This is a genomic window from Herbaspirillum sp. meg3 (assembly GCF_002257565.1).
Lineage (GTDB): Bacteria > Pseudomonadota > Gammaproteobacteria > Burkholderiales > Burkholderiaceae_D > Herbaspirillum.
On record NZ_CP022736.1, the window covers coordinates 3,335,387 to 3,359,117 of the forward strand.

25 protein-coding genes and 1 other RNA gene are annotated in these 23,731 nt (G+C 57.5%); 16 read left to right on the forward strand and 10 right to left on the reverse strand.

Features of this window, described 5'->3' with window-relative positions; all coding sequences use genetic code 11:
- Window positions 1-5: 5 nt before the first annotated feature.
- Window positions 6-1,418 (forward strand): heavy metal sensor histidine kinase, encoded by a 1,413-nt coding sequence (locus hmeg3_RS15000; protein ID WP_094564426.1) that lies wholly within the window; start codon window positions 6-8, stop codon window positions 1,416-1,418.
- Here the strand turns inward: hmeg3_RS15000 and hmeg3_RS15005 are convergent, their stop codons facing one another.
- Window positions 1,419-3,095, reverse strand: a complete 1,677-nt coding sequence (locus tag hmeg3_RS15005; protein WP_094564427.1) for a tetratricopeptide repeat protein — start codon at window positions 3,093-3,095, stop codon at window positions 1,419-1,421.
- Window positions 3,096-3,143: 48 nt separating this feature from the next.
- Window positions 3,144-4,097, reverse strand: coding sequence for a YihY/virulence factor BrkB family protein (locus hmeg3_RS15010; RefSeq protein WP_094564428.1), 954 nt, complete (start codon window positions 4,095-4,097; stop codon window positions 3,144-3,146).
- 330 nt (window positions 4,098-4,427) lie between these two features.
- Between hmeg3_RS15010 and hmeg3_RS15015 the strand changes: the two genes are divergently transcribed.
- Genes hmeg3_RS15015 through hmeg3_RS15040 form a run of 6 tightly spaced genes read left to right on the forward strand, consistent with a single transcriptional unit; the run spans window position 4,428 to window position 8,910 of the window.
- On the forward strand, window positions 4,428-5,051 hold the full coding sequence (locus tag hmeg3_RS15015) for a GbsR/MarR family transcriptional regulator (RefSeq protein ID WP_094564429.1): 624 nt from the start codon (window positions 4,428-4,430) through the stop codon (window positions 5,049-5,051).
- Window positions 5,052-5,054: 3 nt separating this feature from the next.
- Complete coding sequence (cydP, locus tag hmeg3_RS15020; protein WP_094564430.1) at window positions 5,055-5,345, forward strand: cytochrome oxidase putative small subunit CydP; 291 nt, start codon at window positions 5,055-5,057, stop codon at window positions 5,343-5,345.
- A complete protein-coding gene (locus tag hmeg3_RS15025; RefSeq protein ID WP_094564431.1) occupies window positions 5,332-6,948 on the forward strand; it encodes a cytochrome ubiquinol oxidase subunit I in 1,617 nt (538 codons plus the stop codon). Before cydP ends, hmeg3_RS15025 begins: the two co-directional genes overlap by 14 nt.
- A gap of 28 nt (window positions 6,949-6,976) precedes the next feature.
- Entirely contained in the window at window positions 6,977-8,119 is a 1,143-nt protein-coding gene (gene cydB / locus hmeg3_RS15030; protein ID WP_094564432.1) for a cytochrome d ubiquinol oxidase subunit II, read from the forward strand.
- A 43-nt stretch (window positions 8,120-8,162) separates the two neighbouring features.
- On the forward strand, window positions 8,163-8,378 hold the full coding sequence (cydX, locus tag hmeg3_RS15035) for a cytochrome bd-I oxidase subunit CydX (protein ID WP_094564433.1): 216 nt from the start codon (window positions 8,163-8,165) through the stop codon (window positions 8,376-8,378).
- 7 nt (window positions 8,379-8,385) lie between these two features.
- The gene (locus tag hmeg3_RS15040) at window positions 8,386-8,910 is read left to right on the forward strand and encodes a DUF2867 domain-containing protein (RefSeq protein WP_157739282.1); all 525 of its coding nucleotides are present in this window, start codon (window positions 8,386-8,388) and stop codon (window positions 8,908-8,910) included.
- On the opposite strand, the gene hmeg3_RS15045 is transcribed toward hmeg3_RS15040, so the two are convergent.
- On the reverse strand, window positions 8,855-9,823 hold the full coding sequence (locus hmeg3_RS15045; protein ID WP_094564435.1) for a LysR family transcriptional regulator: 969 nt from the start codon (window positions 9,821-9,823) through the stop codon (window positions 8,855-8,857). The two genes, hmeg3_RS15040 and hmeg3_RS15045, sit on opposite strands and share 56 nt — an antisense overlap.
- A gap of 135 nt (window positions 9,824-9,958) precedes the next feature.
- Here hmeg3_RS15045 and hmeg3_RS15050 point away from each other — a divergent pair, with 135 nt between their 5' ends.
- The 3 genes from hmeg3_RS15050 to hmeg3_RS15060 are packed head-to-tail and all read left to right on the forward strand — an operon-like array spanning window position 9,959 to window position 12,335.
- Window positions 9,959-10,279, forward strand: coding sequence for a Dabb family protein (locus tag hmeg3_RS15050; protein WP_094564436.1), 321 nt, complete (start codon window positions 9,959-9,961; stop codon window positions 10,277-10,279).
- A gap of 60 nt (window positions 10,280-10,339) precedes the next feature.
- Window positions 10,340-11,419: a maleylacetate reductase gene (locus tag hmeg3_RS15055; protein WP_094564437.1), complete on the forward strand. Its 1,080-nt coding sequence runs from the start codon at window positions 10,340-10,342 to the stop codon at window positions 11,417-11,419.
- Between the two features lie 52 nt (window positions 11,420-11,471).
- Entirely contained in the window at window positions 11,472-12,335 is an 864-nt protein-coding gene (locus hmeg3_RS15060; RefSeq protein ID WP_094564438.1) for an intradiol ring-cleavage dioxygenase, read from the forward strand.
- A gap of 127 nt (window positions 12,336-12,462) precedes the next feature.
- Here hmeg3_RS15060 and hmeg3_RS15065 read toward each other — a convergent pair whose 3' ends face one another.
- The 3 genes from hmeg3_RS15065 to hmeg3_RS15075 all read right to left on the reverse strand — a co-directional run bounded on the left by hmeg3_RS15065 (window position 12,463) and on the right by hmeg3_RS15075 (window position 14,654).
- Complete coding sequence (locus tag hmeg3_RS15065; RefSeq protein ID WP_094564439.1) at window positions 12,463-12,888, reverse strand: organic hydroperoxide resistance protein; 426 nt, start codon at window positions 12,886-12,888, stop codon at window positions 12,463-12,465.
- Window positions 12,889-13,082: 194 nt separating this feature from the next.
- A complete protein-coding gene (locus hmeg3_RS15070) occupies window positions 13,083-13,559 on the reverse strand; it encodes a MarR family winged helix-turn-helix transcriptional regulator (protein ID WP_094564440.1) in 477 nt (158 codons plus the stop codon).
- 138 nt (window positions 13,560-13,697) lie between these two features.
- Entirely contained in the window at window positions 13,698-14,654 is a 957-nt protein-coding gene (locus hmeg3_RS15075) for a helix-turn-helix domain-containing GNAT family N-acetyltransferase (RefSeq protein WP_094566377.1), read from the reverse strand.
- A 90-nt stretch (window positions 14,655-14,744) separates the two neighbouring features.
- Here hmeg3_RS15075 and hmeg3_RS15080 point away from each other — a divergent pair, with 90 nt between their 5' ends.
- The 5 genes from hmeg3_RS15080 to hmeg3_RS15105 all read left to right on the forward strand — a co-directional run bounded on the left by hmeg3_RS15080 (window position 14,745) and on the right by hmeg3_RS15105 (window position 18,941).
- Window positions 14,745-15,536, forward strand: coding sequence for an SDR family NAD(P)-dependent oxidoreductase (locus hmeg3_RS15080; RefSeq protein WP_094564441.1), 792 nt, complete (start codon window positions 14,745-14,747; stop codon window positions 15,534-15,536).
- A gap of 138 nt (window positions 15,537-15,674) precedes the next feature.
- On the forward strand, window positions 15,675-16,856 hold the full coding sequence (gene earP / locus hmeg3_RS15085; protein WP_094564442.1) for an elongation factor P maturation arginine rhamnosyltransferase EarP: 1,182 nt from the start codon (window positions 15,675-15,677) through the stop codon (window positions 16,854-16,856).
- Between the two features lie 143 nt (window positions 16,857-16,999).
- On the forward strand, window positions 17,000-17,575 hold the full coding sequence (locus hmeg3_RS15090) for an elongation factor P (protein WP_094564443.1): 576 nt from the start codon (window positions 17,000-17,002) through the stop codon (window positions 17,573-17,575).
- Between the two features lie 241 nt (window positions 17,576-17,816).
- The gene (locus hmeg3_RS15100) at window positions 17,817-18,233 is read left to right on the forward strand and encodes a MarR family winged helix-turn-helix transcriptional regulator (RefSeq protein ID WP_094564445.1); all 417 of its coding nucleotides are present in this window, start codon (window positions 17,817-17,819) and stop codon (window positions 18,231-18,233) included.
- Between the two features lie 147 nt (window positions 18,234-18,380).
- Window positions 18,381-18,941, forward strand: a complete 561-nt coding sequence (locus tag hmeg3_RS15105; protein ID WP_157739283.1) for a DUF4865 family protein — start codon at window positions 18,381-18,383, stop codon at window positions 18,939-18,941.
- 69 nt (window positions 18,942-19,010) lie between these two features.
- Here hmeg3_RS15105 and hmeg3_RS15110 read toward each other — a convergent pair whose 3' ends face one another.
- Both hmeg3_RS15110 and hmeg3_RS15115 read right to left on the reverse strand, forming a co-directional pair.
- The gene (locus tag hmeg3_RS15110) at window positions 19,011-19,787 is read right to left on the reverse strand and encodes a FadR/GntR family transcriptional regulator (RefSeq protein WP_198361885.1); all 777 of its coding nucleotides are present in this window, start codon (window positions 19,785-19,787) and stop codon (window positions 19,011-19,013) included.
- 131 nt (window positions 19,788-19,918) lie between these two features.
- Window positions 19,919-19,993, reverse strand: a non-coding RNA gene (locus hmeg3_RS15115) — sX9 sRNA.
- Window positions 19,994-20,066: 73 nt separating this feature from the next.
- On the opposite strand from hmeg3_RS15115, the gene denD reads away from it, so the two are divergent.
- Entirely contained in the window at window positions 20,067-21,041 is a 975-nt protein-coding gene (gene denD / locus hmeg3_RS15120; RefSeq protein ID WP_094564448.1) for a D-erythronate dehydrogenase, read from the forward strand.
- A gap of 210 nt (window positions 21,042-21,251) precedes the next feature.
- Here the strand turns inward: denD and mmsB are convergent, their stop codons facing one another.
- Window positions 21,252-22,145, reverse strand: a complete 894-nt coding sequence (gene mmsB, locus hmeg3_RS15125) for a 3-hydroxyisobutyrate dehydrogenase (RefSeq protein ID WP_094564449.1) — start codon at window positions 22,143-22,145, stop codon at window positions 21,252-21,254.
- Window positions 22,146-22,178: 33 nt separating this feature from the next.
- Window positions 22,179-23,687 (reverse strand): CoA-acylating methylmalonate-semialdehyde dehydrogenase, encoded by a 1,509-nt coding sequence (locus hmeg3_RS15130; RefSeq protein WP_094564450.1) that lies wholly within the window; start codon window positions 23,685-23,687, stop codon window positions 22,179-22,181.
- Window positions 23,688-23,731 lie beyond the last annotated feature (44 nt).

Below are 23,731 nucleotides of genomic sequence, written 5' to 3' on the forward strand. Positions count from 1 at the left end.
TCAGCATGAAACCATGGCGTTCCTGGACGCTTGCCTTCCGCGTCAGTGCCCTCTTCGCGCTGATCGCCTGCCTGGTCGTCACCGGCCTGGGCATGTATCTCTACAGCTCGGCACGGCAATCGCTGGAAATCCGCGCCGACTACACGCTGATTGGCCGCGTCGAGCATTTCCGCAACCTCTTGCATGACCTTTACAACGTCGAACAGATGGAACAGCGTCCGGCGCTGTTTGAAAGCATGCTCGGCAACGAGCAGGATGTGCGTATTTTCCGCCGTCAGGGTGAAGCGCCTTTCATCAACATCAACCCCGACAACCTGACGCCGCCTCCCATGGCGCCTGTTGCAATCGGCATGCCGCTGGCAATCACGTCACTGCATGACGGCATGCGTGCCGATGGCGTACGCGTGCGCTGGGTGGCCGCGCTGGCCGACGTCGGCAACCACAACGATACGGTGGAAATTGTCGCCGCCTACGTCATGACGCAAGAGTCGCGCATGATGACGGTCTATCTGTGGCGCGTGATCGCAGCGGTGGCGTTGACGGTATTACTGACCGCCGTGCTGGGCTTTGCTGTATTGCGTCGCGATCTGATGCCGCTCACACGCATGAGCAGGCGCGCGGCTGAAATCACGCCGACCAATCTGAGCACCCGGCTGCGCGAGGAAGACGCTCCGGCTGAATTGCGTCAGCTTGCCAGTGCCTTGAACGCCATGCTTGACCGCCTGGAAAACGGTTACGAACATCTGTCGCAATTCTCCGCCGATCTGGCACATGAGATCCGCACGCCGGTCAACATCCTCATGGGCCAGACACAAGTCACGCTGGGCAAGCGCCGCACCACTGAAGAGTATGAACAGCTACTGGAATCCAATCTTGAAGAACTGACGCGCCTGTCGCGCATCATTGAAAACATCCTGTTCCTGGCGCAGGCCGATCACGCCGATCTCACCGTCGACCGCACGCCGATTGCACTAGCAGACGAACTGCATAAGATCGCCGATTATTTTGAAGGCGTCGCGGCCGAGCGCGACATGCATTTTGAAGTCAGCGCCAATCAGAGTGTCGCCTGCCGCGCCAATCTCATCATGTGGCGCCGCGCGGTCAGCAACCTGGTGGTCAATGCCGTGCGCTATGGTGAAGAAGGCACTGCGGTTCGCATCAAGGTGCAAAACAGTGCTGACGGCGTCACCATCGCCGTCGAAAATCGCGGCGCAGCCATGACGCAGCAGCAGATGGAACGCATGTTCGACCGTTTCTATCGCGGCGACAAATCACGCAGCGAATACACCGAGTCCAACGGGCTTGGTCTGGCTATCGTCAAGGCCATCATGACGCTGCATCGCGGGACGGCGGCGGTGGCATGCACCGGCGATGGATGGATCAGCTTCAGTCTGTTTTTCCCGGACCGCCAGGACTGATTATTTTTTCTGCGCGGATGCTGTCGTCAAAGCCTGGCATACGCGGTTGATAACCTCGCCCCAATCATCGGCGTTCGCTTGCCTGAACAAGCGCGCCGACGGATACCAGGGACTGTCGTCACGCTCCAGAAACCAGCGCCAATCCGCTGCCTTCGATAGCAACACCCACACCGGCACGCCGAGCGCTCCGGCCAGATGGATGGCGGCGGTATCGACGCCGATAACGAAATCCAGATTCGCAATCAACGCTGCAGTGTCGTCGAATGCGCGCAACTGCGGCGCAGGCCAGAGAATGGTTGGATTAGCTTGCAGAAAAGCTTCATCACTCTGGCGGATTTCTGGTTGCAGCAGGATGAATTCGATGTCATCACGCACAGCAAGCAAGGGAGCAAAAGCTTCCAGCGGAATCGAGCGGCGGCGGTCGTTGTGATTGCCGGCATTGCCGGAGCAAACGATGCCGATACGCATGACATGCAGGTGTTTTTTTGGCATCAGCGAAACCTGCCATTGCGCCTGCTTCGACGTATCCGCTTGCAGATACGAAGAGCGGGACGGAATCGTTTCCAGCGTGGTGCCGAACACACCGGGCAAACTCATCAGCGGCAATTGCAAATCGACGCGCGGAACGGCGTCCCCGATTGTGATGACTTGAATGCGGCCGCTGGAGGCCAGCGTCTCCATCAATGCCGTCAACGTTGCCGGGGCTTCCAGTACGACCAATGCACCAAGTTCTACGACTTGCTGTGCGTAGCGGCAAAAGTGAATGGTGTCGCCCAGGCCCTGCTCCGCCCACAACAAAATCGTCTTGCCCTCGACCTCCTGTGATCCGTTCCAGCGAGGGATATCCTGATGCCGTGCCGGATCGGCAAGCTCACCCTGCCAGCGTGACTCGTACAACGGCCACGCACTGTCAAGTCTGCCCAAGGTCAGACTGGTCAGCGCCAGATTGACCTTGGAATCCGCATCGCCGGGTTGCAGTGCGAGTGCTTTTTCGCTGCAGGCGATGGACTCTTCATAGCGGCACAGACGGCTCAACACGGCCGCCCGGCATGCCCATGCATCGGCGGCATTCGGCGCGGCCGACAGCAGTTGATCGATACACAGCAATGCATCCTCGTTGCGATGCAGACGATAGAGCGTCAGTGCCAGATCGAGGCGATATTGCAGGTTGTCAGGTGCGAGAGAAATTGCCTGCTGGATGCTGTGCAAGGCGTCGGCATGGCGTTGCAGCCGCCCGAGCGCTACCGCATGGCGATACCAGATCTCCACGTTTTGCGGCGCCAGACGCAAGGCATGTTCCAGCGTCTGCAAGGCTTCGTCGTTGCGTTGAGCATCCTGCAGCAGCAAGGCGGCGGCGACATAGATGTCGGCATGCTGCACGCCGGAGGCGATCAGTTGCAGATATAGGCTTAACGCTTCAGTACGTCGACCGGCGTCATAGAAAACACGGCCGAGTTTGTAGCTGACCGCCAGATCGCCGGGCTTGAGTGCCAGCGCGCGGACATACCAGTCGATCGCCTGCTCGTGCAGACCAAGGCCTGCTGCCACCGCACCGGACAAATGCAGCAGATTGAAATCGGCAGCGCCCAACGTGAGCGGTTGCAGAATGGCATGCGCGGCTTCCAGCTTGCCGTGCTGGAAATACAGATAGGCTTGGGCAATGGCGTCGTTATTCATGCGCCGGATGTTAACATGCGCGCGCGTTTCGGTGCGGCCACGTCGCCGTTAGGGACCTGCGACCTGCTCTGTCGAAGCCAATGCCGATGCTGATGCCGACCGCGATCCATATCTGTTGGCATACACCCAGGTAAATTCCGCCCCCAGCAAAAAAATCTGTGCCGAGTAGTAGATCCAGGCCAGCAACAACGCAAACGAACCGGCCGCACCGAAGCCTGAGGTCATGCTGGTACGCCCGAGATAGAGACCGATCAGGTATTTGCCGATGATGAACAGCAGCGTGGTCGCAATAGCGCCGGTGCGCACGTCATGCCATGACAGACTCACACGCGGCATGTATTTGTAAATGACCGAAAACAGTCCCGTAAAGACAACGAAGGAAATCAGGAAATTGAGGATCTGCAGCAAGATCTCCCAGCCAATGAACCAGCTGCCCCACCACTTCCCCAATGCCGCCAGGCCAGCGCTGGCGACCAGCGAGATCGTCAGCATGAACCCCAGCCCCAAAATCAATCCGAACGACAACAAACGCTTGCGTATCAGGGGCATGATGCCGCTCTCTCTCGGCACTGCCGGCACACGCCAGATGCGGTCGAGCGCACTTTGCAGCTCGGCAAACACAGCGGTGGCGCCGATCACCAGCGTCACGATGCCGAGGCCGGCAGCAATGATGCCGTCGCGCGGCTCACTGACGGATTTGAGCAACCCCTGTACGGCCATCGCCCCCTCAATCCCCACGATGCCCTGAATCTGGCCGACGATTTCGCCCTGTGCGGCGTCGTGACCAAAAATCATCCCGGCGACGGCAATCGCAATCACCAGCATCGGCGCCAACGAAAAAATCGTGTAATACGCAATCGCCGCTCCCATGCTGGGCGCAAAGTCGTCCAGCCACGCGGTGATCGCGCCCTTGCTCAATTGCCAGGCTTGCTGGAGACGACTTTCGTTGGGCAGCTTGCGCACAAAACGACGCTTTGTCGGGTGATGCAGACTTTGATCCATGATGCTTCTCTCCAAATCTTCCAAATTTTTCAACTACAGATAAGAGTCGGAGTGCATTTTTTGTCTTTTTATCCTTCCAAAAATTCAAGAAATCCGATTTATCGCGCTTTATCACGGCTTCGTCACCAGTTCACCACGGCAAATCGCTCTTAGCTGCGGCTTATCGATGCATTGCCATGAGTCTTCGCGCCAATTACTCGCGTACCGGCACATAAACCGCGTCGGCATGATCTGGCGCAAAGCTCTCTCCGCCTCTCTGGGTAATACTCCCGATTGTCTAAATTTTCGAATTGTCGTATATTTCAGTAATTACTGAAAATTCAATAAGTCATGGAACCCAATACACTCAGCCCGCTGATGCAACGCTTCATCCTCCACTTCGGCGAAATGGGCAGCCGCTGGGGCATCAATCGCACCGTCGGACAGATATACGCCCTGCTCTATGTACAGGCAAAACCGCTCAATGCCGACGAGATCGCCGAATATCTGAGCTTTTCACGCTCAAATGTCAGCATGGGGCTGAAAGAGCTGCAATCCTGGCGACTGGTCAAATTACTCCATCAGCCCGGCGATCGCCGCGAATATTTCGAGCCACCCAAGGATATCTGGGACATTTTCAAAGCTTTGCTGGAAGAGCGCCGTCGCCGCGAAATCGAGCCGACGCTGTCGATGCTGCGCGATGCCTTGCTGGAAACACCGGCCAATCCCGATGACAAGCACGCGCAGAAACGCATGCGCGAGATGTACGACCTGATTGAGCTGTCGAGTTCCTGGTTCGACGACGTCCAGCGTTTGTCGCCGGAGACGCTGTCTTCGTTGATGAAAATGGGCTCGAAGATCAAAAAATTGCTGGACGTCAAAGATAAATTCCGTTTTAGTAGCGATAAAACCGGCAGCAAGACCGGCAAGGACGCAACTGACGAAGAGTTTTCCGAATCTCCCAATAAGGAGTGAAGAATGCCCAGACCCTCATGGTTGTTCCGTATTCATCGTCTGTCTCGCCTGCCCCGTCTCACGCAATTGCCGCTCGGCGCTGAAATCGCGCTGATCCTGGTGGTCAAGATTGCGATCCTGACCGTGTTGGCAAAAACCTTTTTCTCTGAACCACAAGCCAAAAAGATGCGCATGCCCACCGAACAGGTGGAGCAGCATCTGCTGGCGCCGGCGCCTGCTTCTGCACCAACAATAACGACAAGCGCCGTCTCCACATTACCATCCACTTCCGAGGTCACCCATGCTTCCCATTGACGAGGTCGTCAGTCTGTCGCGGCTGCAGTTTGCCGTGACGGCGTTGTATCATTTCCTGTTTGTTCCGCTTACCCTTGGCTTGTCCTGGATTCTGGTCATCATGGAGGCTGTCTATGTCATGACCGGCAGCCCGATCTACAAGGACATGACCCGCTTCTGGGGCAAACTGTTCGGCATCAACTTCGCCATGGGCGTGGCCACCGGCATCACGCTGGAGTTCCAGTTCGGCACCAACTGGTCGTATTACTCGCACTATGTCGGCGACATCTTCGGCACGCCGCTGGCGATCGAAGGTATGGCGGCGTTCTTCCTTGAATCGACCTTTGTCGGCCTGTTCTTCTTCGGCTGGGATCGCCTCTCGCGCGTCCAGCATTTGCTGGTGACCTTCCTGGTGGCGCTCGGCTCCAGCCTGTCGGCACTGTGGATCCTGATCGCCAACGGCTGGATGAACAATCCGGTGGGTGCGGAATTCAATTTTGAAACCATGCGCATGGAACTGGTCAGCATGACCGACGTGATCTTCAATCCGGTGGCACAGGTGAAGTTCGTGCACACCGTCGCGGCGGGTTATGTGACGGCGTCGATGTTCGTGCTGGGCGTATCGGCTTACTACCTGCTCAAAGCGCGCGACACCCAGTTTGCTTTGCGCTCGTTTGCCGTCGCCGCTGGTTTTGGCCTGGCATCGACGCTGTCGGTGATTGTCCTCGGTGACGAATCCGGTTACACCGCCGGTGAAGTCAACAAGGTCAAGCTCGCCGCCATCGAAGCCGAATGGGATACCCACCCCGCCCCTGCCGGCATCACGGTGTTCGGTATGCCGGACAGCAAGAACGAACGCACCGACTACGCGTTCAAAGTCCCTTATGTGCTGGGGCTGATTGCGACCCGCTCGACCGACACGCAGGTGGTCGGTATCAAGGATCTGAAGAAGGAACACGAAGTCCGCATCCGCAACGGCATGCTTGCCTACGCTGCGCTGACACGACTGAAGTCCGGCGACAAATCACCTGCTGCGCGCGCCGAGTTCGACAAGCTCAAGCAGGATCTCGGCTATGGTTTGCTGCTCAAGAAGTACACGCCAAACGTGATCGACGCCACACCGGAACAGATCGCCAAAGCCGTCGACGACACCATTCCAAATGTGGCGCCACTGTTCTGGTCATTCCGCGGCATGGTGGCGCTGGGTATGCTGTTCCTGTTCATCTTCGCGACATCGTTCTACTTCCTGATCCGCAAGCAGCTCGCGCCGCAACGCTGGCTGCTGCGTCTGGCGGTGTTCAGCATTCCGCTGCCATGGATCGCCGCAGAGCTGGGCTGGATCGTTGCCGAATACGGCCGTCAGCCATGGACGATTGCCGGCATCCTGCCTACGCATCTGTCGGCCTCGACATTGCAGCCGTCAAGCCTGTACTTCAGCCTGGCCGGATTCATCCTGTTCTATACCTTCCTGCTGGTGGTTGAAATGGTGCTGATGGTGAAGTACGCCAAGCGCGGCCCAAGCAGCCTGCACACCGGCAAATACCATTGGGAGCTGCTGGACAAGAAGCCGGCCGCCCCGTCAAGAACGCCTCCGCGTCCGCCACTGCCGAAACCAACCCGCTGATTGCAGAAGAACACCCAAGGAAACAATCATGATCTTCGATTACGAAACTTTAAAAATCATCTGGTGGGCATTCGTCGGCGTGCTGATCATCGGCTTTGCCCTGACCGACGGCTTCGACTTCGGTGTCGGCATGATGCTGCCCTTCGTCGGCAAAACCGATGCTGAACGCCGTGTACTGATCAACTCCATCGGCCCGACCTGGGAAGGCAACCAGACCTGGTTCATCACCGCCGGCGGCGCCACCTTTGCGGCGTGGCCGCTGGTGTATGCGACAGCGTTTTCAGGCTTTTACATTGCGCTGATGGTGCTGCTGTTCTCACTGTTCTTCCGCCCGGTCGGCTTCGACTATCGCAGCAAGGTTGCCGATCCGCGCTGGCGCAATGCCTGGGACTGGGGCCTGTTCGCGGGTGGCATCGTCCCACCGCTGATCTGCGGCGTGGCTTTCGGCAATCTGCTGCTGGGCGTGCCTTTCCACTACGACGACACCATGCGGGTGGAATACACCGGTAACTTCTTCCAGCTGCTCAATCCGTTCGGCCTGCTGGCCGGCCTGCTGAGTGTGGCGATGCTGTTGACACATGGTGCAACCTTCGCGATGGTGAAGACCGAAGCCGAGATCGCGGCGCGTGTGCGCAAGATCGCTATCTACGCGGCGCTGGCAACACTGGCGCTGTTCGTCATCGGCGGTTTTTGGGTGGCGCGCGGTATTGACGGCTACAGCATCACCTCCATGCCGAGCGCGAACTCCGCCTTCATGCCGCTGGCGAAGACGGTGGAAATCACCTCGGGCGCCTGGATGGACAACTATGAGCGTTGGCCTGAAACCCGTGCGATCCCTGTCGTCGCCATCGTTGCATTGCTGCTGGTGGCTGCGTTCGGTGCATGGCGCAAAGCACGTCTGGCCTTCATTTGCAGCGGCATCGCCGTGGCCGGCATCATCCTGACGGCGGCGACTGCGATGTTCCCGTTCATCATGCCGTCATCGCTGGATCCGCGCAGCAGCCTGACCGTCTGGGATGCCGTGTCGAGCCAGAAAACGCTGGGCATCATGTTCTGGCTGGTGCTGTTCTTCCTGCCGCTGATCATTTTGTACACAGCCTGGGTGTATCGCGTGATGCGTGGCAAAGTGACGCTCAAGCACATCGCCGACAACGAACACACCGCTTATTAACAAACTGAGTAACCGATTAACTGATTCAGAGAAGGAAAACATCATGTGGTATTTCGCCTGGATACTCGGCGTCGGCCTGGCACTGGCCTTCGGCATCATCAACGTCATGTGGCTCGAAGCCAACTACGCCTTCGGCCGCCGCAACGAAGATGAAACCAATGAACGCTTTGCGTCTGCCAACGCCAAAGCCGAACTCGCCAGAAAACGTCCCGGCCCTGCCGCTGGTCCTGGCCCTCGTCCCGGTTCCGGTACAAAGTGAGGCCATCATGAGCGCTGCCTCTGCATGCTCATCCCATTCGGCGCGTCTGGTCGCCACCGATCCGGCGCTGTTGCAAGCGCTGGCCGGTGCCGGCTTTGCGGACACTTTCCGCATCGCGCTGACCGACGAGCAAGGTCGCTTGTCGGCCGGCGAGCTGACACGTCAGATGTTCAGCCGCACGCCGGAATGGGTGTCGCTGCTGCTGGCGACCCGCAATCGCGTGGTTGCATTGTTTGGCTTGAAGCAAGCCGACTTGCATATCGACGGTGATACGTCGTCAACATCATCGTCGGTTGCGGGCGTTCCTGTCGTGACACAAAGTGAAGACCAGGTGCAGCTTGGTTTTGACGACAAGCATCTGGATTTTCGGATCTGGGTGCGGCGTGAGCCTGGCACCACGGAATTGTCGGCACAGCTGACGGTGACGACGGTCGTGCGCACGAATCAATGGCTGGGGCGTGCTTACCTCGCCGTGATCAAGCCGTTTCACCGTCGTATCGTGCCGGCGATGCTGAACCGTTTGACCCACTGACTCCACTCCACCGTTTTTCATAGTCGACAGTCCTGAAATGCTCGACCAGGAAATCGATAAAAACACGCACCTTGCCCGGTAAATGCCGCCGGTTTTGATAGGCGATATTGATCGCCAGTAGCGGCAGCTCCCAATCCGGCAAGATCTTGATCAACCTTCCTGCTTCGATGTCGTCATGCACGATGTAGCTCGGCTGCACCAGAATGCCGAGACCGTCGAGCGCAGCCGCACGCAGGATTTGCCCATCGTTGGCTTCCAGCAGCTGTCGCACGCGTACATTCGTGGTCTTGCCCTTACGCGTGAATCGCAGCTCGTTCATGTTGTTGGCATGCGTGTAGAGCAGCAGCTTGTGGCCCGCCAGTTGATCCGGCGTGGCGGGCGTGCCGTGTTGCTGCAGGTAAGCTGGTGAGGCTGCCAACACGCGCGGCGTGCTGGCCAGTTTGCGTACGGTGATTGCCGAATCGGGTTCAAATTCACGCGTGCGGATGGCGATGTCAATGCCACTTTCAATCAGATCAAAATAGCGATTGGCAGCGACAATCTGAACCTCGATGTCGGGATAGCGCTTCGTAAACTCGGGCAGCAAGGGCGTGATGTGCTTCAGGCAGAACGAGAGCGAAGCGGTGATGCGCAAGGTGCCGCTGGCGGCAACCGTGGTGGCGTTGACGGCAGCTTCTGCGTCGCTGATCTCGGCCAGCACGGCCTTGCAGCTGCGGCAAAAATGTTCACCGGCTTCCGTCAGCATGAGGCGACGTGTATTGCGTTCGATCAGCCGTGTGCCCAGGCGCTGCTCCAGTGAAGCGAGGTAGCGGCTTGCCGTGGCGTTGGAAATATCCATCTGCTCGGCCGCCTTGGAGAGGCTACCGAGTTCTGCGGTGTTGACGAACAATTCGTATTCGGTCCAGCGATCCATGATGAGGTCTTTGCACTTGGATTGGCGATCTCAGTCTCGCACTCAGTTTTTCATTAAATGAAAATAAGAATTTCAAATAAGGCATTCTTTTTCATTATTTGATCAACTATATTACCCAAAAACCATGAGGTCATAATGAAAGTGAGACACATCGTGATGTGGGATGTCGCCGGCACGCGCGGCAGCCCCGAGCACGCAGCCAATCTGGCTACTCTGAAACAGGCCTTCGAGACGCTCGCGGCCGATGGCGCGATTCCCGGTTTGCTCAAGCTGGAGATCGGCATCGATTACAGCGCAGTGGACTATGCATGCGACGTGGTCTTGCTGAGCGAATTCGACAGTCCCGAGGCGCTGGCCGTCTATCAGCAGCATCCGGCTCACATGGCCGCCAAGCAGCAGATAGGCGAGATCCGCATCGCCCGGCATCAGGTCGACTACTACTTCAACCAGCCTTGAGACCTCGCCCGTGTAGAGTAGCGCGGTAGCGAACCCACCCTGTCTTGAACGGACGGCATCATGACCTTAAGCTTTACCTCCCAGACCTTTACCTATAACGCCGCGCCGGCGCGCATCTTGTTCGGCGCAGGCCGCGCGGCGGAAATTGCCGATGAGCTGCGTCGCCTCGAATGCCGGCGCGCATTGATTTTATCGACGCCCTCACAGCAACAACTGGCGGAACAAATCGCACAGCAGTTGGGCGAGCTTTATGGTGGCAGCTTCACTGAAGCAGTCATGCACACGCCGGTGGCCGTCACTGAAAAAGCCCTCGCCTATCTGCAGGCCCAGCAATGTGACAGCATCGTGGCGCTGGGTGGCGGCTCCACCATTGGCCTGGGTAAAGCATTGGCCTTGCGCACCGATCTGCCGCAAGTGGTGCTGCCAACCACTTATGCGGGATCGGAAGTGACCGCCATCCTGGGTCAGACCGAAAATGGCATCAAGACCACGCAACGCTCGCCGCGCATTTTGCCGGAGGTCGTGATCTATGACGTCAACCTGACCTTGACGCTGCCACCCGCCTTATCCGCCACGAGCGGCATGAACGCGCTGGCGCATGCGGTCGAGGCTTTGTATGCCAGGGATGCCAACCCGATCGTCTCGCTGATGGCGGCAGAGGGTATACGGGCATTGGCGCGCAGCCTCCCACGCGTGGTCGCGCATCCCGATGACCTTGCCGCCCGCAGCGACGCACAATACGGCGCCTGGTTGTGCGGCACTTGTCTGGGGGCAGTCGGTATGGCCCTGCATCACAAGATTTGCCACGTGCTTGGCGGCACCTTCGATTTGCCGCATGCCCCTACGCACACCATCATGCTGCCGCATGCGCTCGCCTATAACGCGCCGTCGGCACCGCAAGCGATGCGTGTGATCGCAGATGCACTAGACACTGACGATGCCGTACGCGGCATGTATAAGCTGGCGCAGCGCTTGGATACGCCGCTGGCCTTGCGTGATATCGGCATGCCGGAAAGCGGGATTGCACGCGCAGCAGAACTGGTCATGCAAGATGCCTACTGGAACCCACGCCCGCTCGAGCAACAAGCCATCACCGCCATGCTGGCGCGCGCGTGGGCCGGCGAGGCGCCGGCCAGTTGAGTTGAACTGAGAAAAACGAAGCCGAATTGAATTGCGGTGACAGGAAGAGACAATGCGAAATTTTGACGAAAACAATATCACCCGTGCCGTGCTGGAGCGACTGCAAAACTCCACCTCGCCACGCACGCGCCAGATCAGTGAGGCGGTGGTTCGCCATCTGCACGCACTGATTCAGGAAGTCGAACCAAGTCAGCAAGAATGGCTGGCGGCGATCGAGTTTCTCACCGCGACAGGACAGATGTGCAGCGACACGCGCCAGGAATTTATTCTGCTGTCTGACACATTGGGTGCGTCAATGCTGGTCGACGCCATCAACCACCGCCATCCGGGCGAGGCCACGCAAACCACGGTGCTGGGCCCGTTTTATGTGGAGAACGCGAAGCAACATGCACTAGGCGACATGATCTCGCAAGATGCCGATGGCGCACCATTGCTGGTCGAAGGCAGCGTTGCCGCGCTCGACGGAACACCCATCGCCGGTGCGGTCGTTGATGTCTGGCATTCGGACAGCGACGGCTACTACGATGTGCAGCGTCAGGACGGTCTGCAACACCTGAGTGACCGCGCCCGCTTTGTTACCGACTGCGACGGCAAGTTCTGGTTTCGCTCGATCGTTCCGGCGTTCTACCCGATTCCCAATGATGGTCCGGTCGGCAAGATGCTGGATGCGCAAGGCCGCCATCCTTATCGGCCGGCGCATGTGCACTTCATGATCAGCGCACCGGGCTGCGACACGCTGGTGACACACCTGTTCCTGGCTGACGATCCCTATCTTGATTCAGACGTGGTGTTCGGCGTCAAAGACGCCTTGATCTGCAAGCTGGAAGCACAAGCGGCGGGCGTCACCGCACGCGGCAACACGATTGCCGCTGCATCGGCAGCGTTGCGTTACGACTTCAGGCTGGCACCGGCTTGATCGATACTTGATGCCTGACAAATGACGATGCCTCCCCTCAGATCGCATAAATAAAAAACCAACGAAAAACGCCCTTCAATGAAGGGCGTTTTTTTACATCCAACGATGCAACCAGCTAACGAATGGCTTATACCAATGTCAGTGTGACGTTGATGTTGCCGCGTGTTGCGTTCGAATAGGGGCAAACTTGGTGAGCCTTTTCGATCAGCGATTGTGCGACAGCGCGGTCCAGGCCTGGCAGGGAAATGTCCAGCGCCACTTCGATACCGAAGCCGCCTGGGATAGTGCCGATACCCACTGTGCCGGTGATGCTGGCATCTGCTGGAACGGCGATTTTTTCCTGGCCGCCGACGAACTTCAGTGCGCCGATGAAGCAAGCCGAATAGCCGGCCGCGAACAGTTGCTCAGGATTGGTGCCTGCACCGCCGGCGCCGCCCAGTTCCTTCGGTGTAGTCAGCTTGACGTCCAGGATGCCGTCGGACGACTTGGCTGTACCTTCACGACCGCCGGTTGCAGTTGCCTTAGCTTGGTAGAGTGCTTTTTCGATTTTCATTTTGATTCCTTTCGAGTGGTATGAAGAATGATGCAGGGGAAGCATCGATTAAATTACTTCTGGAACTACAAATAAATTTTAAACAATAAAATTGCTAACAATATAAATAATATGCGGTGAAGCTCACTTCTACTACCTACCAGTTGCTGTCACTTTTACAACGACAGCACGGGTCAAACAATAAACCTGTACGACTAATCTTCTGCGCCATCCAGCAAGCCCTTGCGCAGGACTTTAAGCTCTTCTCGCAGATTAGCAACCTGTTCGAGCGGTGGCAAGGAGCACATGAGTCGCTGCGGAACGGCGATTGCCCGTTTGCGCAGAGCACGGCCCTCCTGGCTCAGGCGCACCACCACGCGGCGCTCGTCTTCCACATCACGGGCACGATGCAGCAAACCCATCGTTTCCATGCGTTTGAGCAAAGGTGTCAGGGTACCCGAATCGAGGAACAGCTTGCCGCCCAGATCGGAAACCGTGACTTCGTCCTTTTCCCACAAGACCAGCATCACGAGATATTGCGGATACGTCAGATCGATGTCTTTCAGTATCTTCTTGTACACCTTGGTCATCGCCAGCGACGCCGAGTACATGGCGAAGCACAGTTGATTTTCAAGCATGAGTGCCTGATCAATCGCTGCTGCCTGTGTCGTCGATGTGTTTGCGTTTGCCATGGATTGAATAATACATAGTCAAAAATTAAATTGCAAGCAATTTAAATGAAAATCTGTATTGATTTAAAAATACAACAAACTTGCAAAGATGCAAGTTTGCCTTTGAATCAGCCTGTTTCAACACACCGCCAACGCCGGTCAACGTTCAAAGCGTTGCTCCACCATCTCTTTGCCCCACTGCGCACCCGGCCATTCTTCCTTGAGCTGAAAGCCGTAGCTCTCATACAGACGTCGGGCCGCATCAAGCCCCTGGAATGTCCACAGCTGGATGGATGCAAACCCTTGCGCATCACAAAATGCCATGGCGGCATCCATCAGGCGGCGTCCTACACCCGCCCCGCGCAAACCATCGTCGACGATAAACCAGCGCAGGTGCGCTTTGTTGTCGCCCAGATCCTGACCGTCTATGGCGACCGAACCGACAATACGCTCGCCTTGCAACGCCAACCATAAGCCGTTGCGCGCATGCTCAAGACGAGGAACGAATTCCGCCAGTCCTGCCGCCACCTTGCTCTCGAAATAACTGTCGAAGCCCACGCTGCGCGCATAAAACATCGCATGCATCTGCACGATTCGGCCGATCACACCGGCCTGATAACCGGCAACGATGCGAATGTCATCGGCTTGCACGATTGCCTCGCCCGACCGGCGCGCCGCCAGCGCTTGGGCATAAACCCTCAGTCCCTGTGCCACAGCGTGCTGCTGATCCGCATTCAGTTGCTCCAGCGCGCCAACGACCTGTTTGCGGCCAAACGACTGGACGGCGGTTAGTGTGCGGCGGCCTTGCGGCGTCAGCGCCAGCCATTTGACGCGGCCGTCAACGTCGCTGGCCTGCTCCTGCAATTCGCCGGCCTCCACCAGCTTGCGCACCATGCGGCTGACGCTGGATTTTTCCAGGCCGAGGAATTCGGCAAGCTGTGCGGCGCTCATCGACTTGCGTGCGCCGATCTCGATAATCGCGTGGACTGCGGACGGCGGATAGTCGGTCGCCGCCAGCGTGGATTGCATGAAACCCAACTCGCGCACCATCCGGCGCGAAGCGGTACGGATACCGTCGACGAAAGAAAAATCTACTGAGGAGTCCGCTTTTTGCATGTTTTCCATCCCTTTTCAATATAGTTGTATTATACAACTATAAATCCAAAAATCATCACGGTAGAAATGCCTCTCATCAGGAGAAACCACATGGAAACGATGCTGAAAAAGGAATCCAACGCCAGTCCGCACAACATGGCCGGGAAGGTTGTCCTGGTGACAGGCGGCGGTAGCGGCATCGGCCGTGCCGCAGCGATTCGCATGGCGCAGGCGGGGGCAAGCGCCGTGGTGATTGCAGGCCGGCGTCAATCAGAGGGAGAAGCCGTAGCCGCCGAATGCCTCGCCGCCGGCGCACAGAGCTGCTACGTACAAACCGACGTGACACAGGAAAACGACGTCCAGCGGCTGATCGACACTGTCCTGGCACGCTTCGGACGCCTGGATGCGGCCTTCAACAACGCCGGCCGCCAAGAACGGCGCGCATCTCTGCACGCACAGGAATCCGGCATTTACGACGCCGTCTTCGACGCCAACGTCCGTGCCGTATTTTTGTGCATGAAATATCAATTGCCGCCCATGCTGGCGCAGGGCAACGGCAGCATCGTCATCAACACGTCTGTCAGCGGCGTACGCAATCCCAATCCCGGACTGGCGCTCTACTCCGCCTCCAAAGCCGCCACCATCTCTCTGATGAAATCGGCAGCCATGGAATACGCACCCCAAGGCATCCGCATCAACGCGATTGCTCCGGGCAGGGTCGTCACCGACATGATGCTGGCATCAGGCATTGCCGACATGTCCGCCGTGGCGGCGGGCTTGCCACTCAAACGCATGGGACAACCTGAGGAAGTCGCCGAAGCCGTGCTCTGGCTACTATCGGATGCAGCATCTTATGTTGTCGGTCATGTGCTGGCCGCGGATGGAGGATTCCTCGCGTCATGAACGCCTACGGCCAGTGTGCGCCCGCATGTACAAGCCCTCGCTCGACGCCGCGAATCCCCTGTATCATGCGTGGCTGCACGATAACGGTCGAAAAAATGCCGACTATTGCCTGCCATCCGCATACCGAACACTCCAGAAATGCATTCGAAAATATCCTCGCAGTCGTCTCACGCCATCTCGCTCGCCATCTTCTGCAAGGTGGTCGACAACTTCGGCGACATTGGCATCTGCTGGCGGCTGTCACGGCAACTGGCGCGCGAACATGGTGTTGCAGTCACTTTGTGGGTTGACGATCTGGCGAGCTTCGAGCGGATCTGCCCCGACGTCGACAGCAATGCCGATGTGCAAAATGTACTGGGCATCACCGTGCGACACTGGCGCGATCAACATGGCACCTTTGCCGCCGCCGACATCGCCGACATCGTTATTGAATTCTTCGCCTGTGACATCCCGCCTGGCTACATCAAGGCGATGTCCGAATGCACTCCGCGTCCGGTGTGGCTGAATCTGGAAGGTCTGACGGCCGAAACCTGGGTGGAAGGCTGTCATCTGCTGCCTTCGCCACATCCGCAATTGCCGCTGACGAAGTACTTTTTCTTTCCCGGGTTCAACAAGCGCACCGGCGGACTGCAAGTCGAATCGGACCTGATCGCACAGCGTGAAGCTTTCCTTGCCGATCGTATCGCCGCTGCCAATTTCCTCGCACAGTTGGGCGTGACCGCCACGGAAATGGCTGCACTCAAGGTATCGCTCTTCTGCTATCCGCAAGCACCTATCTCCGGCTTGTTTGCGGCGTGGCAAGCCGGCGAGCGCGAGGTTTTGTGCCTGGTGCCGGAAGGCGTCGGCGGTGATGCAGTGACGGATTTTCTCGGCCAGCCAGCGACGGCGGGAGTACATGCCACACGCGGAAGATTGACCGTGCGCGTCATTCCCTTTGTGCCGCAACCCGACTACGACAAATTACTATGGGCCTGCGACGTCAATTTTGTACGCGGCGAAGACTCCTTCGTCCGCGCGCAATGGGCCGCCAAGCCTTTTATCTGGCATATCTATCCACAAGACGAGAACCTGCATCACGTCAAACTGAAGGCCTTCCTGGAAACCTGCGTGGCGGCAACAGATAGCCTGACGGCGCTGACATTGGCATGGAATGGCGCTGCGGCAGAACCCATCAGCGTCGCGGCGCTGTGGCACAGCCTGGAAGCTGACCTGCCAAACATTGCCAGCCTGTCCATGGATTGGGAACAGGTGTTGCTGGCAAACGGCAATTTGGCGACGAATTTGCTGAAGTTTGTAGAAACAGTTCCACCGAGAGCCTGAAGCGCCAAAAAATTAGGTTAAAATATAGGGCTAATTTTTACGCATCAATGCATTAACAATTTAATCGTACGTGGGCTTGCGGTGTTTTTTGCCAGTAGGCTACAGAAGATTTTTACGCAACCTACTTTTTACGTATATTCGCTATGAAATTTGCAAAAGAAATTCGCGTCGGCAACATCATTATGGTTGATAGCAAGCCAATGATCGTCCTGCGCTCTGATGTCAACGGTTCGAGCCGCACTGGTTTCACTTACAAGTGGAAGATGAAGAACCTGCTGACCAACAGCCCACAAGAAAACGTTTTCCGCGGCGACGACAAGTTCGAAGTGGTCGTGCTGGACAAGAAGGAAGTGACTTACTCCTACTTCGCTGATCCGCTGTACGTGTTCATGGATTCCGAATACAACCAGTTCGAAATCGAAGGCGAAAACTTGGGCGACGCTCTGGGTTACCTGAAGGACGGCATGGAATGCGAAGCAGTCTTCTACGACGGCAAGGCAATCTCGGTCGAACTGCCAACAACGATCGTTCGTCAAGTTGTGTACTCGGAACCGGCAGTCAAGGGCAACACTTCGGGCAACGTCCTGAAGGAAGCCAAGATCGAAAACGCAATCGAAGCAAATCAGATCGTCGTGATGGTCCCGCTGTTCGTCAGCCAGGATGATCAGATCGAAATCGACACACGCACCAACGAATACAAGAAAGTCGTTCGTAACTGATTTCAGTTATTCAGAAGTGCACATAAAGACGCCGCGTTCTTCGCGGCGTTTTTTATTTCTTGCTGCGATACCAGCACGCCATGCCGTGCCTTCCCCATCCGGCTTCGCCCGAGTAGCGGAATCCCCTCCTCCTGCCCCCCTCTGTCGTCGTACTTACCCGACATCACCTGACACCACCCTACCAAACACATGCAATAAAAATATAGTTGCATTGCGAATTAAATTGCCGTATTGTTGATTCATGTTTGATCACTGCCTCTATTTCAATACCGCAGCATTGTCCCGCCGGCTTGAGCGTGAGTGGGCAGAAGCCTTCGCGCCGTTTGGCCTGACTGCGCCGCAAGGCTTCATGCTCAGGGCCATTATCGACAGGCCCGGGATGCTGCAGAGCGAACTGGCGGCAGAGCTTGCCATCGCACGCTCGACCACCACGCGTGCGCTAGACACGCTGGAACAAAAAGGCCTCCTTGAACGCCGTCGTACAGAAGGAGATGGCCGGGAGATATCGGTTTATCCGACTGCTGCCGGCATAGAAATCAAAGTGCCGTTGAATGCGTCTGCAGGCGGCGCGGCAGAGAAGATACGAAAGATTCTGGGCAAGGAAGAATTTGCCGATGCAGTCCTGAAAATCAGAGATGTGCGCTCTGCGCTGGAGTAATTTTTACTCCCCAAGCCGGCGCTCTTTTTTTAACCCATATAGTTGCATTGCTAATTACTTACAACAAACACATACGCGCACCACAGCCAATCGGCAATGCCCTGTTTGATTCATCCCCACTTCCATTTTCAACACCAGGAGAAAACCATGTTCGCAATGCAATACGGATTTGACGTTACCGATGCAGAAGCCGTCAGGCAACGTGTCAAAGAGATTGGCAGCCGATTTGATCAGCTTCCGGGTCTCTATACAAAAGCCTTTTTGGTCGCGGACGCCATCGATGGAAGTCCGGCCCGCTACACGCCGTTCTATATCTGGAATGAATTAAGCGGCATGAGCGACTTCCTGCTGTCGGATGCCTTTCGCGCGGTGATTGCCAAGTATGGCCGCCCGGTCGTACAGCGCTGGAACAAGATCGCCTTCTTCAAAGGACAGGCAGCGACGCAGACGCCGGTACTGGCGATTCAGCAATTCATTGATATCCCTGAAGATGTCGATCTGGCGCAACTGTGCGCGCTGCAAGCGACTGATGCCGAAGCGATGACGCATGAACATGGCCTGCACTCCGTCTTTATCGGGCTGGACACCACTGCGTGGAAATTGATGAGGATATCGCTATGGCATGTTGCACCGGTATCTTCCCACGAAGGGAAAAGTTTTGAAGTGGCGCACCTTTCGGCGCCGGGCATGAACCGGGAAACCAAATAAGGTAGAAAGGCAGATCAACCTGCATCTGCCTTCCGACCTATTGCCTAGACCTATTTACCGGCCTGCAATCTACTCCAGCCCTTTTACCTGCGCCAGATGGCGGGCGGCCTTACCGCCTTCGCTGGCCCAGAATGCCTTGTCGGCAGCGTGAATGCGCACTGCCGAATTCTCCATGTGCCGCAATGCCGCCGCACGCGCCGCATCGGCATCGCCATCGGTAATGGCCTGCGCAATCACGGCATGCTCATCACGCACCTGCTGCCGAAAATCCTCGCGCCGCGCTTCGTTGATACGCGCCACCCGGATCGCCGCCTGCAAGAACTGACTCAGAAATTCCAGCAAAGAGGTGTAGAGCGGATTGTGCGCCGCCTCGGAGATCGCCGCATGGAAAGCAAAATCTTCCTGCACACCATCCCTGCCCTCCTGCACCGCTTTGTCGATGTTCTTCAGTGCCTGCCGGATGCGCAGGTTCTGCGCCCTGGTGCGCCGCTGAGCCGCCAGCGCGGCCATCTCGCCCTCCACACCGCGCCGCAACTCAATCACGCGCAGCACCGCCTGAATCGAATCCTGCACATCAATATCAAGGCGAAAAGGCGTGGCATTGTTCGGCGCCAGAACAACGGTGCCGCTGCCTCTGCGCGACCCGACCAGCCCTTCCGATTTGAGACGTGAAATGGCTTCGCGAATCACAGTACGGCTGACCTGAAAGCGTTCGGTCAACTCATTCTCCGACGGCATGCGCTCGCCGGGCGCAAAATCGCCCTGACGGATCTGGTCGTACAGGGTCGTGGTAACGCGGTCAGCCAGCGTACCCTTGGCCGAAACCAGACTAGTGGGCAGCGGCATATTGAGATTGGTTTTGGAGAGCTGAGTATTTTTCATGTTGATTGACATGATACCGCTTTCTTTTTACACTGACTGCAAAGTTGTATGACAACTTTAAAATTTTACTGAACCCCATCAACCCAATTGAAATCTGCTCATGGTCCGTAGCGAGAGACCGTTAGCCGATAGCGGCCGGAGCGGAGGAACCGTAGTGTACTTTAGTACATGAGGATTCCGAGCACCGCCCGCCATCGGATCACGGCCTCGCAGCAGGAGCATGAGCAGATTGGAGGAGAACATATGCATATCGTTATTACCGGCGGCGCCGGTTTTCTGGGTAGCCGTCTGGCGCGTCAATTGCTCAAGCGCGGTCAGCTGACCGGCAGCGACGGCAAGCAGCAAACCATCAGCCGTATCACCCTGCTCGACGTGGTCGCTGCACAAGGATTTGACGATGCGCGCATTGAGTCGGTCGTCGGTGATATCGCCGATGCCGCCGTCATCGAGCGTGTCATCAACAAGAACACGCAGTCGATCTTCCATCTGGCCGCTATCGTCAGCGGCCACGCCGAAGCCGACTTCGAACTCGGCATGAAGATCAACTTCGACGCCACCCGCATCATCCTGGAACGCGCCCGCGCGCTCGGCACCAAACCGCGTCTGGTGTTCACCAGCTCAGTTGCCGTGTTCGGCGGCGAACTGCCGGCACAAGTCCCGGACAACGCATTGCTGATGCCACAAAGCTCCTACGGCGCGCAAAAGGTCATGGGTGAATTGCTGGTCAATGACTACAGCCGCAAAGGCTTTATCGATGGCCGCGCGCTGCGCATGCCGACTATTTCCGTGCGCCCCGGCGCACCGAACAAGGCGGCATCGAGCTTCGCCAGCGGCATCATCCGCGAACCGCTGAACGGCCAGCCTTCGGTGTGCCCGGTCAGCCCCGACACGCGCATGTGGTTGATGTCGCCACGCAAGGCCATCGATAACCTGATCCATGGTCACGAAATCAACGGCGCCGATCTGGGCCTGGCACGCTTCCTCAGCATCGACGGCTTGTCGGTCAGCGTGCGTCAGATGGTCGATGCGCTGGAACAAGTCGCCGGCGCCGACGTGGTCAAGCTGATCGAATGGAAAGAAGATGAAGCCATCAAGCGCATCGTCAATTCGTGGCCTGGCAACTTTGAAGCGAAACGTGCAAAGGCATTGGGCTTCACCGCCGACAGCGATTTCGCCAGCATCGTGAAAGCGCACATTGAAGATGAAGTGAAGAAGTAATTTTTTACATTTATTTTTCAGGCAAAAACGGCGTCCGCATGACGCCGTTTTTCTTTTCTGCGCATACGATCTTGCACATACAAAAAAGCGCGGATATCCATAAGGACATCCGCGCCAGACGATACCAACGGAGACCGCGCAACCGTGTCGACTCCCCCGCCACGGTCCGCAGCTAGACAGCAACTGCCAATTGCACCTACTACTCCCGGCTTACTTCGCCTTCGCCAGCATATTGAACACGCTGGAAAAATCCAAGCCGCCTGCACCCGATTTGCTGTGGATGTCGTAGAGGTTACGCGCCAGTGCTCCCATGGGCACGCTGCTGCCAGTGGCCAGTGCATTCTCCACCGCCAACCCCAGATCCTTCAGCATCAGATCGACGCCGAAACCGCCCGCGTAACCCTTCGATGCCGGCGCGTTTTCCATGACGCCGGGACAAGGGTTGTAGACCTCCAGCGTCCAGTTGCGCCCCGAACTCTTGGACATCACTTCCGACAGGACTTTGGGGTCCATACCATTGGCGATGCCGAGGCGGATCGCTTCCGATGTGCCGATCATCAGTATGCCCAGCAGCATGTTGTTGCAGACCTTGACGGTCTGGCCACTGCCGCTGGCGCCGGCATGATAAATCGCCTTACCCATCTTTTCGAGATAAGGTCTGGCGAGCCCGAAGCCGTCGTCGGTACCGCCGACCATGAAGGTCAGCGTACCGGCTGTGGCGCCGCCAGTGCCGCCGGATACCGGTGCATCCAGCATGGTGAAGCCTTTTTCCAGTGCTGCGGCGGCGACCTTGCGGGCGCTTTCGGGGGCGATGGTGGAGCAGTCGATCAGCAAGGTGCCCGGCTTGATGTTGGCCAGGATACCCTTGTCGCCGAGGTAGATGGATTCCACATGCTTGCTGGCCGGCAGCATGGTGATCACCACCTTGGCCTTGGCGACTGCCGCCATGGCGTCGGCTTCGGTCACGCCGCCGGTTTCGACCAGCTTGTCGACGCTGGCTTTGACGAGGTCGTGGCCGCTGACCGAATATCCCGCCTTGACGAGATTTTGCGCCATCGGCAAACCCATGTTGCCCAGACCAATGAAAGCGATATCGGCGCTCATGTTGTTCTCCTTTTTTCTCTGAGTGGACGCGGATTACTTCAGCGAAATCGTGGTGTTGACCTGACCGGCTTCCTCATCCGGCGCATACCAGCGCGCCGTCACGGTCTTGGTTTGCGTCCAGAACATCACCGCCTGCTTGCCGTTCGGGCCCAGATCGCCGAGCTTGGAAGCGCGCGAACCGGTGAAGCTGAAGTACGCAACAGGCACCGGGATCGGCACGTTGATGCCGACCTGGCCGACGTCGATTTCGTTCTGGAACTTGCGCGCAGCCCAGCCGGACGAGGTGAAGATCGAGGTGCCGTTGCCGTTCGGATTGGCGTTGATGAAGGCAATCGCTTCGTCCAGGGTTTCGACTTCGACGATGCACATCGCCGGTCCGAAGATTTCTTGTTCGTAGATGTCCATGCCTGCCTTGACGCCGGTGAAGACAGTCGGGCCGACGAAGTTGCCTGCTTCATTACCGGCGACCTTGCAATTACGGCCATCCAGCAGCAGCTTGGCGCCCTGCTCCACGCCGATGCCGATCAGACGTTCGACGCGCTCTTTCGCGGCCTTGGAAACCAAGGGGCCGACGTCGGCCTTGCGGTCGCTGCCTGGGCCGACCTTCATAGCCTTGGAGCGCTCGACGATTTCCGGAATCCATTCTTTGGTCTTGCCGACCAGCACCACGACGGAGTTCGCCATGCAACGCTGACCGGCCGCGCCAAATGCCGCGCCAAGCAAGTTGTTGATGGCTTGATCCTTCGGTGCGTCAGGCAGCACGATGCAGTGGTTCTTGGCGCCCATCATGCACTGCGCGCGCTTGCCGGCTTCGCTGGCGCGGCGATAGATATGGGTGCCGACATGGGTCGATCCGATGAAGGACACGGCCTTGATGTCGGGATGGTCGCAGATCATGTTGGCAACATCAGGGCCACCATGCACGACGTTCAGTACGCCCGGTGGCAGACCGGCCTTGTTGGCCAGTTCAACCAGGAACAGCGACGAGGTCGGATCTTGTTCGGATGGTTTCAGCACGAAGGTATTGCCGCAGGCGACCGAGATCGGGAACATGAAGCAAGGCAGCATCACCGGGAAGTTGAATGCGGTGATGCCGGCGCCCACGCCGATCGGCTGATGAATCGTGTAGACGTCAACGCCGCCGGCCACGTTCTCGGCCAGTTCGCCCAGTTGCAGCGAGGTGATCGAGCAGGCGTGCTCGACGACTTCCAGACCGCGCATGACTTCGCCTTCGGCATCCGGCAAGGTCTTGCCGTGTTCGCGCGTGATCATCTCGGCCAGTGGTGCGATATTGTCGCGCAGCAGTTGCTGGAACTTGAGCATGATGCGCATGCGTTGGGCCAGCGACGTATTACGCCAGGTCTTGAAGGCTTCCTTGGCATTGGCGACGGCGCGGTCGACTTCTTCTTTGGTCGCAAACGGCACGCGCGCCACGACTTCTTGCGTGGCCGGATTGAGCACGTCGCGCCATTCTTTCGAAGTTGACTGGACGTGTTCGCCGTTGATGTAGAGGGGAACGTTAGGAATGTTGGCTTGGCTCATGATGCGTTTTCCATAGTGATGAAGAAGAAACCGGGAGGTGAATA

Coding starts and splice junctions, on each gene's coding strand:
- hmeg3_RS15065 (WP_094564439.1), bottom strand. CDS start 12,888: ATGAAAATCGAAAAAGCACTCTACCAAGCTAAGGCAACTGCAACCGGC.
- hmeg3_RS15010 (WP_094564428.1), bottom strand. CDS start 4,097: ATGGATCAAAGTCTGCATCACCCGACAAAGCGTCGTTTTGTGCGCAAG.
- hmeg3_RS15005 (WP_094564427.1), bottom strand. CDS start 3,095: ATGAATAACGACGCCATTGCCCAAGCCTATCTGTATTTCCAGCACGGC.
- hmeg3_RS15110 (WP_198361885.1), bottom strand. CDS start 19,787: ATGCCGCTGCCCACTAGTCTGGTTTCGGCCAAGGGTACGCTGGCTGAC.
- cydB (WP_094564432.1), top strand. CDS start 6,977: ATGATCTTCGATTACGAAACTTTAAAAATCATCTGGTGGGCATTCGTC.
- hmeg3_RS15090 (WP_094564443.1), top strand. CDS start 17,000: ATGAAATTTGCAAAAGAAATTCGCGTCGGCAACATCATTATGGTTGAT.
- hmeg3_RS15100 (WP_094564445.1), top strand. CDS start 17,817: ATGTTTGATCACTGCCTCTATTTCAATACCGCAGCATTGTCCCGCCGG.
- hmeg3_RS15060 (WP_094564438.1), top strand. CDS start 11,472: ATGCGAAATTTTGACGAAAACAATATCACCCGTGCCGTGCTGGAGCGA.
- cydP (WP_094564430.1), top strand. CDS start 5,055: ATGCCCAGACCCTCATGGTTGTTCCGTATTCATCGTCTGTCTCGCCTG.
- hmeg3_RS15050 (WP_094564436.1), top strand. CDS start 9,959: ATGAAAGTGAGACACATCGTGATGTGGGATGTCGCCGGCACGCGCGGC.
- hmeg3_RS15075 (WP_094566377.1), bottom strand. CDS start 14,654: ATGCAAAAAGCGGACTCCTCAGTAGATTTTTCTTTCGTCGACGGTATC.
- hmeg3_RS15130 (WP_094564450.1), bottom strand. CDS start 23,687: ATGAGCCAAGCCAACATTCCTAACGTTCCCCTCTACATCAACGGCGAA.
- hmeg3_RS15025 (WP_094564431.1), top strand. CDS start 5,332: ATGCTTCCCATTGACGAGGTCGTCAGTCTGTCGCGGCTGCAGTTTGCC.
- earP (WP_094564442.1), top strand. CDS start 15,675: ATGCATTCGAAAATATCCTCGCAGTCGTCTCACGCCATCTCGCTCGCC.
- hmeg3_RS15080 (WP_094564441.1), top strand. CDS start 14,745: ATGGAAACGATGCTGAAAAAGGAATCCAACGCCAGTCCGCACAACATG.
- hmeg3_RS15000 (WP_094564426.1), top strand. CDS start 6: ATGAAACCATGGCGTTCCTGGACGCTTGCCTTCCGCGTCAGTGCCCTC.
- cydX (WP_094564433.1), top strand. CDS start 8,163: ATGTGGTATTTCGCCTGGATACTCGGCGTCGGCCTGGCACTGGCCTTC.
- hmeg3_RS15070 (WP_094564440.1), bottom strand. CDS start 13,559: ATGGCAAACGCAAACACATCGACGACACAGGCAGCAGCGATTGATCAG.
- hmeg3_RS15040 (WP_157739282.1), top strand. CDS start 8,386: ATGAGCGCTGCCTCTGCATGCTCATCCCATTCGGCGCGTCTGGTCGCC.
- hmeg3_RS15015 (WP_094564429.1), top strand. CDS start 4,428: ATGGAACCCAATACACTCAGCCCGCTGATGCAACGCTTCATCCTCCAC.
- mmsB (WP_094564449.1), bottom strand. CDS start 22,145: ATGAGCGCCGATATCGCTTTCATTGGTCTGGGCAACATGGGTTTGCCG.
- hmeg3_RS15045 (WP_094564435.1), bottom strand. CDS start 9,823: ATGGATCGCTGGACCGAATACGAATTGTTCGTCAACACCGCAGAACTC.
- hmeg3_RS15055 (WP_094564437.1), top strand. CDS start 10,340: ATGACCTTAAGCTTTACCTCCCAGACCTTTACCTATAACGCCGCGCCG.
- hmeg3_RS15105 (WP_157739283.1), top strand. CDS start 18,381: ATGTTCGCAATGCAATACGGATTTGACGTTACCGATGCAGAAGCCGTC.
- denD (WP_094564448.1), top strand. CDS start 20,067: ATGCATATCGTTATTACCGGCGGCGCCGGTTTTCTGGGTAGCCGTCTG.